This window comes from Pseudoalteromonas sp. XMcav1-K (genome assembly GCF_044005875.1).
Lineage (GTDB): Bacteria > Pseudomonadota > Gammaproteobacteria > Enterobacterales > Alteromonadaceae > Pseudoalteromonas > Pseudoalteromonas spongiae.
This window is the reverse complement of the sequence record NZ_JBIPJE010000047.1, coordinates 136,253-148,091: the sequence shown is the minus strand read 5'-3', so window position 1 is coordinate 148,091 and position 11,839 is coordinate 136,253. Positions and strand designations below refer to the sequence as shown.

The 11,839-nt window shown below is 38.1% G+C and carries 13 protein-coding genes; 11 read left to right on the top strand and 2 right to left on the bottom strand.

What is annotated here, in order from left to right; translation table 11 throughout:
• From ACHSBP_RS16490 to ACHSBP_RS16440, 11 genes are all read left to right on the top strand, one after another.
• The coding region (locus ACHSBP_RS16490) for a flagellin (RefSeq protein ID WP_395387882.1) at positions 1-202 on the top strand (202 nt) is incomplete at its 5' end.
• Positions 203-413: 211 nt separating this feature from the next.
• On the top strand, positions 414-1,232 hold the full coding sequence (locus ACHSBP_RS16485) for a flagellin (RefSeq protein ID WP_010560726.1): 819 nt from the start codon (positions 414-416) through the stop codon (positions 1,230-1,232).
• Positions 1,233-1,440: 208 nt separating this feature from the next.
• Positions 1,441-2,256, top strand: coding sequence for a flagellin (locus ACHSBP_RS16480; RefSeq protein ID WP_010560725.1), 816 nt, complete (start codon positions 1,441-1,443; stop codon positions 2,254-2,256).
• A gap of 110 nt (positions 2,257-2,366) precedes the next feature.
• On the top strand, positions 2,367-2,768 hold the full coding sequence (locus ACHSBP_RS16475; RefSeq protein WP_010560724.1) for a flagellar protein FlaG: 402 nt from the start codon (positions 2,367-2,369) through the stop codon (positions 2,766-2,768).
• A gap of 12 nt (positions 2,769-2,780) precedes the next feature.
• Complete coding sequence (fliD, locus tag ACHSBP_RS16470; protein WP_010560723.1) at positions 2,781-4,178, top strand: flagellar filament capping protein FliD; 1,398 nt, start codon at positions 2,781-2,783, stop codon at positions 4,176-4,178.
• Between the two features lie 9 nt (positions 4,179-4,187).
• Complete coding sequence (gene fliS / locus ACHSBP_RS16465) at positions 4,188-4,610, top strand: flagellar export chaperone FliS (protein ID WP_010560722.1); 423 nt, start codon at positions 4,188-4,190, stop codon at positions 4,608-4,610.
• Positions 4,611-4,618: 8 nt separating this feature from the next.
• Positions 4,619-4,948, top strand: coding sequence for a hypothetical protein (locus ACHSBP_RS16460; RefSeq protein WP_010560721.1), 330 nt, complete (start codon positions 4,619-4,621; stop codon positions 4,946-4,948).
• 13 nt (positions 4,949-4,961) lie between these two features.
• The gene (locus ACHSBP_RS16455) at positions 4,962-7,085 is read left to right on the top strand and encodes a 6-hydroxymethylpterin diphosphokinase MptE-like protein (RefSeq protein WP_395389658.1); all 2,124 of its coding nucleotides are present in this window, start codon (positions 4,962-4,964) and stop codon (positions 7,083-7,085) included.
• A 5-nt stretch (positions 7,086-7,090) separates the two neighbouring features.
• The gene (locus ACHSBP_RS16450) at positions 7,091-7,750 is read left to right on the top strand and encodes a bifunctional 2-polyprenyl-6-hydroxyphenol methylase/3-demethylubiquinol 3-O-methyltransferase UbiG (RefSeq protein WP_010560719.1); all 660 of its coding nucleotides are present in this window, start codon (positions 7,091-7,093) and stop codon (positions 7,748-7,750) included.
• Complete coding sequence (gene pseG, locus ACHSBP_RS16445) at positions 7,751-8,809, top strand: UDP-2,4-diacetamido-2,4,6-trideoxy-beta-L-altropyranose hydrolase (RefSeq protein WP_395389656.1); 1,059 nt, start codon at positions 7,751-7,753, stop codon at positions 8,807-8,809.
• A complete protein-coding gene (locus tag ACHSBP_RS16440) occupies positions 8,806-9,393 on the top strand; it encodes a formyltransferase family protein (RefSeq protein ID WP_010560717.1) in 588 nt (195 codons plus the stop codon). Before pseG ends, ACHSBP_RS16440 begins: the two co-directional genes overlap by 4 nt.
• 231 nt (positions 9,394-9,624) lie before the next feature.
• Here ACHSBP_RS16440 and ACHSBP_RS16435 read toward each other — a convergent pair whose 3' ends face one another.
• A complete protein-coding gene (locus tag ACHSBP_RS16435) occupies positions 9,625-10,941 on the bottom strand; it encodes an MBL fold metallo-hydrolase (protein WP_395389655.1) in 1,317 nt (438 codons plus the stop codon).
• A gap of 3 nt (positions 10,942-10,944) precedes the next feature.
• Complete coding sequence (locus ACHSBP_RS16430) at positions 10,945-11,649, bottom strand: TylF/MycF/NovP-related O-methyltransferase (protein WP_395389654.1); 705 nt, start codon at positions 11,647-11,649, stop codon at positions 10,945-10,947.
• Positions 11,650-11,839 lie beyond the last annotated feature (190 nt).

Genomic DNA, 11,839 nt, shown 5'->3' with positions numbered 1-11,839 from the left:
GCAAAACCGTTTTAGTTCGACTATTCGTAACTTAAACAATGTTTCAGAAAACGTATCGGCGTCGAAATCACGCATAATGGATACAGACTTTGCGGCGGAGAGTGCAGGTCTTGCACGTAACCAGGTGCTACAACAAGCATCAAGCTCAATGTTAGCCCAGGCAAATCAACAGCCACAAATCGCATTATCCCTAATTGGTTAACACTCTCTCCTAGTAAATCAAGTTAGTACTCCCTCTCTCATAAGAGCAGCCATTTGGCTGCTTTTTTTATTGTGTGATTTAAAAAAGTACAAAAAATTACAGGTTTTTTCTAAAGAAATTACTCCCACTGTCGATATAGTTTTTAGTTAAAGAAATTAATTAGATAACAGTTCTTTTTAGCATAATTGCTTAGAACTAGAGGGTGAACATTATGGCTTTATATGTAAATTCAAACGTCACATCATTGAACGCACAGCGTCAATTATCGAATTCAACAAATGCGTTAAGCACGTCCTTCCAACGGCTGTCATCTGGTTTACGTGTTAACAGTGCAGCAGATGATGCGGCCGGTCTTCAAATTGGTACACGTTTACAGTCGCAAGTAAATGGTGCAAACCAAGGCGCACGTAATGCAAACGATGGTATTTCACTATCGCAAACAGCGGAAGGTGCACTAGAAGAAACCTCGAACATGCTGCAGCGTATGCGTGTTCTGGCAATTCAATCAGCGAATGGTTCAAATACAGCATCAGATCGTGCAGCACTGCAAAAAGAGTTTTCTGAGCTATCGAGTGAAATTGACCGTGTAGCAAGTGATACAACGTTTGGTGGTGTAAATATTTTAGATGGAACATTTACAGCTGATTTCCAGGTTGGTCCAGATGCGAACCAAGTGATCAATGTCGCTATCGCAACAAGTATGGGGGCAACAGGTTTAGCTGTAAACGATGACACAATTGCGACTGCATCTCAGGCTCAGACAGCGATTACCGCAATTGATGACGCTTTGTCTACGGTAAATGGTATACGTGCAGATCTCGGTGCGAAGCAAAACCGTTTTAGCTCGACTATTCGTAACTTGAATAATATTTCTGAAAATGTGTCAGCGTCTAAGTCACGTATTTTAGATACGGACTTTGCGGCTGAAAGTGCAAGTCTTGCGCGTAACCAGGTGTTACAACAAGCATCGAGCTCAATGTTAGCTCAGGCAAATCAACAGCCTCAGATAGCATTGTCGCTAATTGGTTAATACTCTCTCCTAGTTAATCAAGTTAGTACTCCCTCTCATAAAAAAAAGCGGCCTAATGGCCGCTTTTTACTTTTTGTTAAAAAGTTTAAAAAAAAGCTAAAGGGTTTTAGACGGGCGCCGATAACGAAGATGGGACAGAAAACTATCTGTAGCTTACTCTCTCTCTTGCTACTGATAGTTCCTATGTTAATTATTATTGGAGGCTCTCATGGCTTTAAGTGTTAACTCAAATATAATGTCTTTGAATTCTCAAAGACAACTCTCTCGTTCGAGCGAGGCATTATCAACATCATTCCAGCGTTTATCGTCTGGTTTACGTGTAAACAGTGCAGCAGATGATGCGGCTGGCTTACAAATTGGTACGCGTTTAAACGCGCAGGTACAAGGTTTAAACCAAGGTGCACGTAATGCAAACGATGGTATTTCACTATCGCAAACAGCAGAAGGTGCGTTAGAAGAAACCTCAAATATGTTGCAACGTATGCGTGTATTGGCAATTCAATCAGCGAATGGTTCAAATACAGCATCTGACCGCGCAGCACTGCAAAAAGAATTTTCTGAACTGTCGAGCGAGATTGACCGCGTTGCTACAGATACGAGCTTTGGTGGTGTGAATATCTTAGATGGTTCATTTACCGCAGCGTTCCAAGTGGGTGCAGACGCAAGTCAAACGATTACAGTAAGTATTGGTACTAGTATGGGCGCAACAGGCCTTGCATTAAATGATGATACTATTGCAACAGCCTCACAAGCTCAAACAGCAATTACCGCTCTTGATGATGCGTTGTCAACAGTGAACGGTGTACGTGCTGATCTTGGTGCGAAACAAAACCGTTTTAGTTCGACTATTCGTAATTTAAACAACGTAGCAGAAAATGTAGCAGCGTCTAAGTCACGTATTATGGATACAGACTTTGCAGCAGAAAGTGCGGCATTGGCGCGTAACCAAGTATTACAACAGGCTTCAAGCTCAATGCTAGCGCAGGCTAATCAGCAGCCGCAAATAGCGTTGTCACTGCTGTAATTCAGGTAAAGTGAGGTAGCTTTCACTTTACAGAAATGTAAGTAAGCTTTAAGCACGTTATAGGACTATAATTGTGTTTAAAGCTGCTCATTCCAAATTTTGGAGTTGCTATGAATTTAAGTGATATTTCAATGACGGCCAATCCAATCCGTGACCCTGTAGATGCCGTTAATCAAGATACAATGGTCAAGCCTAAAAATGATGTTGAGGCTAAGGATAAAAGTGTTATCGAAGAGGTACCGACACCTCTATCTGATGACGAATTGGCGCAAACCTTGCTTGAAACTATTGATAAAGTAAGGCAATTTGCTCAATTGCAATCAAAAAATGTAGATTTTTCAATCGAACGTTTTGATGGGCTATCAGTGGTTGTGGTCTCTGATTCACAAACACAGGAAGTGTTAAGGCAGATCCCATCAGAAGAAATGATTGAAGTATCGAAAAAGATTGAACAGTTGCAAACAGAAATCCTAGGCGCGAGCTCAGGTATGTTATTTGATAAAAAAGTGTAATTGAGGTGATTTATGGCTGGTATTACAGCGGCAGGTGTTGGCTCAGGTCTTGATCTCGAAACGATAATAAAAACAACGCTTCTTGCTGAAAAGACGCCTAAAGAGCAACAATTAAATAAACGTGAAATTCAATATGCAACTGAGCTATCAGGTGTTGGTACGTTTAAATCGGCGTTAGACAACTTTAATTCTGCTTTGGCTGAACTAGCTAAAGAAGAAACCTTTACTGCACGCACGGTGAGTTTTAAAAACGGCCTTGAAGAAGATAAGCAGGCGTTTGAGATTTTTGCTAGTTCGACTGTTCAATCGGGTGAGTTTGCCATTGAAGTGCAGGCTCTTGCTCAAGGCTCAAAACTTGAATCTGCTGCGTTAGGTAGTGCGACAGATCCGGTAGGAAGTGGCAACTTGACATTTGCAGCAGGCGGAAACAGTTTTTCGATTGCAGTTGATGCGGCTGACACTTTAGAAGATATTCGTGAGAAAATTAATGCTGCAGGCGATAATTTTGGTGTAAGTGCCAACATTATTAACTCAGATGCCGGTGCTGTTCTCACATTTAACTCAGACGTGACCGGTGACGGTAATTCACTTACAGTAACTGCGGATGATGATTCGCTTGCTTCAATTGCAACATCTGCACCTACAGCCGCAGCAGGTCTTACAGAGACGCAAGCCGCGGGAAATGCACGAGCATTGATAAATGGCCAGCTTGTCACTGATAGTGATAATAAGTTATCAGATAAAATTCAGGGCACGGTCATAACTCTTAAAGAAACAACAACAGGTGCAGAAACGGTTACCATTGGTGTTGACCAATCTGAAGCAAAGGAAAAACTGAAAGGGTTTGTTGATGCATATAACGAACTTAAATCACAGTTAGACGGACTATCTGATCCTGAAAATGGATTACTTGCAGCTGATGGCAGTATTCGAATTGTGGAACAGCAATTGCAGAGAATGTTTACAGGTGAAATATCTGGTACAAATACTAATGTTAAATCACTTTATGATTTAGGTATTACCTTTGACCGTGAAGGTAAAATGGAAATTTCCAGTATTGCACTGGGAACTAATCCAAGTGGCACAGAACGTTTTGAGTCAGCCTTATCTGATAATTTTTCAGAAGTTCAAAGTTTATTTGTTGGTGATACAGGTCTTGGTAAGCAGGTTAACGATTATGTTGAATTGTTTACTGGTAAAAAGGGCTCGCTAGTTGAACGTGAGACCACATTAAACGAATCAATGGAAGACATTACGATAGAGCGAGAAAAACTGGAAGTCAGGCTCGATGAGTTAGAAGCGTCGTTGCGAAGCCAATATGCAGCCCTAGATCGCGTTATGGCTCAGTATCAAGTGGCAGGTTCGTATATAGCAAATATATTACCTGTTACAAAAAGCAGTAAAGATTAAGAGGAAAGTATGGTTAATCATCAGGTCAATAAATACAAGAAAGCGCAAAATGAGCTGTCATTGCTTGCAGCTAATCCGTATGAAATTATTCAAGTGTTAATGAAAGAACTGATGACACAGTTGTATATTGCGAAAGCAAGCATTGATCGTGCAGACATCGAAGCGCGCTCGCAGGCCATTAATAAATCGATTGATTTGATTGGTGGCCTCAAAGGTGGACTAAACATGGAAGCAGGTGGAGAGATTGCTGATAATCTTAACAATTTATATGACTATATGGTTATTCGTTTAAGTGAGGCAAACTTGAATAGCTCAGCGGATATGGTGGAAGAAGTGAAAAACCTATTTTTACCTATCAAGCAGGCGTGGGATGGGATCAGCGAAGAAGATAAACAAAAGGGATTCCAGTTAATTGCAGAACATAAGCAGTAATCTAAGCTATGGATGAACGACAATTAATTGACGCTTTGACAAAGGTAAATACTTTATCTCAAGATATAAAAACAGCCCTTTACGATAGAAATATAACTTATGCTGAATCTGTGTTGGTTGAGCGTTCAATTCTGCTCAAGACTATCCCCCCATTAGAATCACTCACAATTTCAAATAATGTACTTGAACAAGCAGTTGAAATGCTGAATGAAGTTGAACATATTGATAGTGTTGGCTTAAAAAATGCTTCTAATCAGAAAAAAGAGATTCAAACTAAGTTAAGTGCTGGCGTGAAAGCGCAAAAAGCAATCTTAACGTACCTAGACCACAAGGTGTAAAGGGCTTTTATAAATGAAAGATAGTTTAGATAAAAATATCCAAGCACAAATTGAGCGATTAGAAGGTGTTCAAAAAGTATTGCAAAAGAGGGTAAAGCTCGAGCGCGAACTGCAATCACTTTCAGATAATTTTATGTCTCCTGATTTCGATCTCGAGGCGCGCTTTCAAAGCAATATGAACTCCTTTTTGAGTTTTTACCCAGATATTTACCATAGCTTTTTAAATTATAAGCTTGAACGATACGAATTACGCTTTGATGAAGAGTTCGGTGTCAATATATTTGATACACAAACAAATAAGTACATGTATGCAGAAAACGTGTTTAAAAGCTCTTATTTACAATACAAGCGATTTAAAAGTGAACCGCAATATATTAAGAATAACTTCGCGGAACGAGAAGAAAAAATTGATCGCTTTTTACATACTAGGTATTTAAAAAAACTTACTAAGTTTTATCTAGAAGGGCTGGAAGAAGAAGAGTTGGATAAGCTGCCAAATACTATTTCGTCAATGCTTATATTTGGTATTGGTGCTGGTAGCCATATCGAGGCAATGCTTGAAGAACATCGCGTTAAAAACTTGTACCTTTACGAACCACATTTGGATTTATTTTATTTAAGCTTATTTTTAACAGATTGGACAAAAATTTTAGAACAATTAAATGCCGATGAAGCTCAATTGCATTTAAGCTTGGGTGAGGCTGAAAGTGATAAAGAGTTAGTTAAAGAAATTGCAGATGTGTTTATTAAAATAGGGCGATTTCATGCGGCTCACTCTTATATTTATGTTCATTATACCGATAAAATATTAACAGAGGCCGTTGCCGAGGTAACAAAGCGCTTTCATGAAAATATGCTTGGCTTTGGCTTTTATGATGACGCTTTGATGAGTGTTGGGCATTTTTACTACAATATGAAAAATTCGGTGCCTTTATTAAAAAGTGGTCCGCTTGAAAGCTTAAAACAAGTCCCTGTTTTCTTAGTAGCGAATGGCCCATCACTAGATAATGACATAGAAGTGGTGCGAGCCATGCAAAATCACGCAATCATTATTAGCTGTGGTTCCGCAATCGGTGCATTGCATAAATATCAAATTACACCAGACTTTCATTGTGAAATGGAACGCTGTTTAATTACGAAAACGGTTATTGATGCAGTTGATGATCCCGAATACGTTAAATCAATTAATCTGCTGGCACTAAATACAGTACAGCCCGAAGTTTTTCCGTTATTTAAACGCTCAATTCAAGCAATGAAGACGGGTGAGGCGGGAACTGCTTTATATATACAAAATAAAGAATCAAATCCGAGCAGTTTAGCGTACTTAAATTATTGTAACCCTACAGTGTCAAATTGTGCATTAGCATTTGTTGAAAAGATGGGGTTTGAAAATGTTTATTTGTTTGGTGTTGATATGGGCTATGTAGGTTCACAACATCACTCAAAAAAGAGTATCTATTATAGTACTGACTCAGGCAGTGATCGTAAACTTTATGATGCGTCGGGCTCTGAATTGCAAGTTGCGGGTAACTTTGTTGACACGGTTAACACTGACTTAATCTATAACTATTCTAGAATGGTTATAGAAGAGTTTCTTAGATTACAGCCTCATTTAAATGTAGTTAACTGCAGCAACGGTGCGAACATTAAAGGCACTCAAGGAATACATTCGCGAGATCTACCTGAACTAAAAGAACTTGATAAAAACACAATTGTTGAGAGTATATTCTCTAAGCTCACAAAGCCAATTTCAGATACAGATCTGAAAACATTTGAGAATAATTTACAGCAAGAGATGTTTGCAGATTTATGTGATCTCATTGTTGAAAAGTTTGATGAAATACCAGATTCAAAAGATGCCGCAATTGCTGTTTTAGAAGAGCAATTACAACGATTAGAAGGTTTTAACGCTAGTAATGTATCTCATTTTAACGATTTACTCCGTGGCAGTTTATTACATACGCACTCTGTGCTTTTGAACATTTTAAATTCATACAACAGTGAGCAAGAAAGTTTACAGCGTTTCACTGAAGCAGGAAAAATTGTTCAAGAATATGTACTTGAAATGAAAAAAGAATATTTAGAAAGTCCATTTAAAATTGATCTTGTCGATGATTCTCACATTTGGATAGAGTAAATATTATGAAAATAGATCAGCGTGATATTTTTCTTTCCTCAGAAGGGGATAAGTGGTTTGAACGGAATAAACAAGTTTATAGTGAGACTCATGAAGACAAGGTAATCGATTTTATTAAAGCACAGGAGTTGACCCCTAAACGTGTACTTGAGATTGGTTGTGCGAGTGGTCTAAGGCTTCATTCTTTGTACAAGGAGTTCGGTTCGGACGGGTACGGCGTAGATCCGTCATCTTTCGCAATTGAAACTGGTAAAAAAAATTATCCACATTTACATTTGTCGGTTGCGACAGCTGATTCAATTGATTTCGAAAAAGACAGTTTTGATTTTGTAATTCTTGGCTTTTGTCTCTATCTATGTGACAGAGAAGATTTATTTACCATTGCAGCAAAGGTTGATAAGGTTTTGAAGAATGGTGGGTATATTATTATTCAAGACTTTCTTCCTCCTTACCCTTATAAAAATAAATATAGCCACTGTGAAGGGCTATATAGTTACAAATTTGATCATAGTAGAATGTTTACATGGAATCCGCTTTATTCGACGCTAGCAACAGATATTTCTACTCACTCTGCGCGTGAATTGAGAACAGATGTAGATGAGCGTGTAGGTATAAGCTTACTATATAAACAAATCGACGATGCATATCCAAATAAGCAAAAATAGATGCACATAGCGATTAGAGTTGACTCGTCAAGTCAAATTGGTGCGGGGCATGTTATGCGCTGTCTTAACTTAGCTCGTTGCTTTCGTGAGCATGGTCACACAATCGCATTTGTATGCAGAGATTTGCCCGGTAATTTAACCCCCTTTTTGAAGAGTCTTGAATTTGAGGTGGTTACACTGCACAATCAAGAGCCATCATCTTCTCAGTTACTTTCTTCATATGAAAACTGGATAGGGGTAAGTTGGCAACAAGATGCTAAACAGTTTTGTTCATATAATCTGCAGGTTGATATAGTAATTGTTGATAATTATGCCCTTGATTATAAATGGCAGTCACAAGTGCAGCAGCATTTTAATTGTAAAATGGTTGCAATCGATGATTTAAAAAGACGACATGTTGCCGATGTGGTAATTGACCAAACTCTTAATTGCACACCTGCCGCTTATTCCGACTCTGACAGCAGGTGTATCTTAACGGGCACAAGATACGCAATGCTCAATCCAAAGCTGCTAAATTATCGTAACACTGTGACTAAATCTTCACTTGATGGTTTTCTCAGAGTGCTAATTAGTTTTGGAGCAAGTGATGAGCCTAACGGTACATTGCGTGTATTACAAACCCTGGTTGCAGCTCGCATTAATTTTCAGGCAACAGTCTTATTAAGACCTAGTGCAATAAACTATCAATTGGTTAAAGAGTTTGTAAACAGATACCCTAAGTTTATTAAACATTTTGACCATATTGATAATATGGCAGAAATTATGATAGAACACGATGTTGCAATAGGTGCCGCTGGATCTTCATGTTGGGAGCGTGCTTGTATCGGGTTACCAAGCATAATCGTGCCCATTGCTGATAATCAGCGCGATATTTGTGATGCCCTTGCTTTAGAGAACATTGCGATTCAAATTAAACTTGAACAAATAGAAGATAAACTCCCTTTCGCGGTATCTGAACTGATTGAAAAATATGATGATTTGAAGTTTAATGGCCTAAAAATTTGTGACGCCAAAGGGGTTGAGCGGATATATAATAAGGTAATGGAAGCGATAGGTTGAAAGTACTCTTTTTAGGCACTGAAAAAACTGCGGTGTATCAATGGTTAAAGCATTTCGATTACGAGTTGCTTTTTACATCCACTGCTATAAGCATTGAAAAAGTAATCCAAATCGAGCCTGATTTTATCGTTAGTCATGGTTATCGCCACATTATTGGACCAGATATTGTTGCTGAGTATTTTGGTAAAATAATTAACTTACACATTAGTTATTTACCTTGGAACAAAGGTGCAGATCCAAATTTTTGGAGCTTTTACGATAATACGCCAAAGGGCGTAACTATTCATCTAGTTGATGATAAGCTGGATACTGGTGATATTTTGGCACAATGTGAACTTGACTTTAATTTACAAAAAGAGACACTAGCATCATCATACGCGATACTGCAGAAGTCGATTTTAAATTTGTTTATTCAATCGTGGCAAGATATTGTCACTGGTAAACTTATAGCTAAACCGCAAATAGGTGTAGGTACTTATCATAACACCTCTGACAAAAATGAGATTTTTGAAAAGCATAATATTAGTTGGGATACACGATTATGCGACATCGTACTTTTGAAAAAGCAGTTAGAACAGAAGTAGAGACAAACTAGTTCATTTCACTTGTGATATTCATATAAACTATAATCTTACTTTCCTTAGTTGCAAATCTGTCGACACTTGAATACGTCCATTCTTAGTTATATGTCTATTGTGAACTCCCCTAAATAGAAAGTGGTAGGTAAAAAAATTAGATTGTGGCCACGATTAATTGACCACAACACTTATTAACCTATAACAAAGCACAAGCGAGATTAATTGAATGACTTCTATTTATTGGTGGAAGAAACAAAGGCAATGGTAGAGAGCACGCTCAAACGTATTGGGCTTTCGCTCATATTGAATGTGTGAACCGATTTCAGCATTGTTCCAATGCGCATATTTTGGACCGCGAAGTAGACGGTGAAGCAAGTTATGCTCTACCGTTAATCGAACATATGGTTGCGGTACCTGAGAGCCTTTGAATGTTTGGGTGGGCTTTTTATCAAGAGACATAGTAAAACATACTTTCTCACTTTCGATCACTAAATAAGTGGTCGACGAGTAGTTAATTTCATCAGCTTTGGATTTAAAGCGAAAATAGGAGTTTAACATTAAGTCCTCAAGCTCGTTATCATCCCAGACATCATTATCATAGGCGAGAGGCTGTTTGGTAATGTGGTTCATATACTGCTTTAATGTTGGTACTGCCTTGGTGCTTTTTATTAACTGCTGAATAGTTAAATCGTATTTATCATGCTGATTTAACAGTAACCCCTTACAATTGCACGGGGTGTTGGCTTCTAAATAGCAGGTGGCATCTTCTAGGCTCGGCACGCCACGATACTCATTCATATGGGCATAACGGGAGCCTAATACATAAGTACCGGCAAATGGTGCAAAGGCTTTAGGTTTAACAAGCTCAATGAAATTTAGCGCTTGTTGCAAAAATTGTATTTGTTTAGCCTTTACAGCATTGTCTTTTAGTTCTATTGAGTCAAACTGAAAACATTGTGGATAAGGGCCTGCACCAGCATAGCCGACCATTAAGAGGTCAATATCCAGTTGATCAAGACCATTCTTTAAAATTGTATGACTAGCTAATTCATAAGGGCAATCATTTAAATTAAGTAAATGTTTACCTCCATGTGAAAACAGTGCTAGGGAATCAATTTGAGTGCTGCCAAATTTAGTTTCAATATGTCCACACCCCAAAAATTTTGAGCAGAGCTCTGGATTACAATTATCAGCGGCATAAATAGTTAATTGACTACCATTCTTAAATTTATAGGGTGTGGTGTTGTCTAACTCGATGACCTCAAAACCCAATAATTCCAATTTACGTTTTAAGAACGGGGAACTATATTTGTGAATAAGTATAGGTTTTTTATAAGGTAATTTGTTTAATGTCGCTTCACTTAAATGGTCCGGATGGATATGAGATACATAGATATAATCGTATTGAAGTAAGCTTAGCTCAGATTCAGCAAATGGTGGGTAATGATACCAACTGCCGTAATATTCACCTTCCGTTAGCCATGGATCTGTTAAAACTCGGATTTCTCCCATCTCAACAATTTGTGTTGAGCTTTGCAGGTGAGTAACGATCATCTTTTAAGCCACTCGTCTGATTGCAACGGTAGGTTGTTTGCTTAAGGGGTTACTAAGCATTTCAAACTTTTTGTTTGTTTCTTTTAAAAACTCTTTCATTGCTAACGTTTCTCCAGGCCATTCTGTAGTACATGCTTCATCAAAAACAATTACACCACCAATACTAATTGAATCCGAGAGTAACTTTAATGCAGCACGAGTTGGCTCGTATAAATCAAAATCTAAGTAAGCGAAAGAAATTAAAGAGTGTGGATTTTCTTTTTCGTATTCGGGAATAGTGACTAGTGCATCGCCTGGGATAAGTTTTACCTTGTCTTCCAGTTCGAATAATGAAATCGCTTTTTTTAGTGTCTGCTCATCACCGCAGTACTTGCCTGTTTGCGTGTTAGCGAACTCTCCGTCTTCTTTTACACCTGTTGGTAAGCCTGAAAAATTGTCGAACCCAATTATTGTTTTTGGCGCATATGGTTCTAAGAGAGAGCTCATTTTCGCTAAAAACATTAAGTTTGCACCTTTCCAACAGCCAAACTCTATGATGTCTCCAGGAACTCCTTGAGTACTTTTCAGTAATTCAAAAGTCCAAAGTTTATTTGCTATTGTATGTACGCCTGCATACAAAGCATAGTGATCGATCATATCGTAAAGGTTCGGTTGGCCAATTTCTTCCGCGAAGCTGGTTCTATTAGCTATATAGCTATCTGGTTTCATAATTGGTTCCTGTTTTAGAACAATAATTAAATTTTAATTTTATATCGCCATTAAATGAAATTAGACTGAGCTTAATTATATTACCGCTCAACCTTAGTATAGAGAACGGTCAGTCTTTTTTATAAAGTGCATTATATAGGTCTATGGTATTAAGGCTTGATTCAATATGAATAAGCTTTGCTAACAACAG

Coding starts and splice junctions, on each gene's coding strand:
- fliD (WP_010560723.1), top strand. CDS start 2,781: ATGGCTGGTATTACAGCGGCAGGTGTTGGCTCAGGTCTTGATCTCGAA.
- ACHSBP_RS16455 (WP_395389658.1), top strand. CDS start 4,962: ATGAAAGATAGTTTAGATAAAAATATCCAAGCACAAATTGAGCGATTA.
- ACHSBP_RS16475 (WP_010560724.1), top strand. CDS start 2,367: ATGAATTTAAGTGATATTTCAATGACGGCCAATCCAATCCGTGACCCT.
- fliS (WP_010560722.1), top strand. CDS start 4,188: ATGGTTAATCATCAGGTCAATAAATACAAGAAAGCGCAAAATGAGCTG.
- ACHSBP_RS16480 (WP_010560725.1), top strand. CDS start 1,441: ATGGCTTTAAGTGTTAACTCAAATATAATGTCTTTGAATTCTCAAAGA.
- ACHSBP_RS16430 (WP_395389654.1), bottom strand. CDS start 11,649: ATGAAACCAGATAGCTATATAGCTAATAGAACCAGCTTCGCGGAAGAA.
- ACHSBP_RS16485 (WP_010560726.1), top strand. CDS start 414: ATGGCTTTATATGTAAATTCAAACGTCACATCATTGAACGCACAGCGT.
- ACHSBP_RS16460 (WP_010560721.1), top strand. CDS start 4,619: ATGGATGAACGACAATTAATTGACGCTTTGACAAAGGTAAATACTTTA.
- ACHSBP_RS16450 (WP_010560719.1), top strand. CDS start 7,091: ATGAAAATAGATCAGCGTGATATTTTTCTTTCCTCAGAAGGGGATAAG.
- pseG (WP_395389656.1), top strand. CDS start 7,751: ATGCACATAGCGATTAGAGTTGACTCGTCAAGTCAAATTGGTGCGGGG.
- ACHSBP_RS16435 (WP_395389655.1), bottom strand. CDS start 10,941: ATGATCGTTACTCACCTGCAAAGCTCAACACAAATTGTTGAGATGGGA.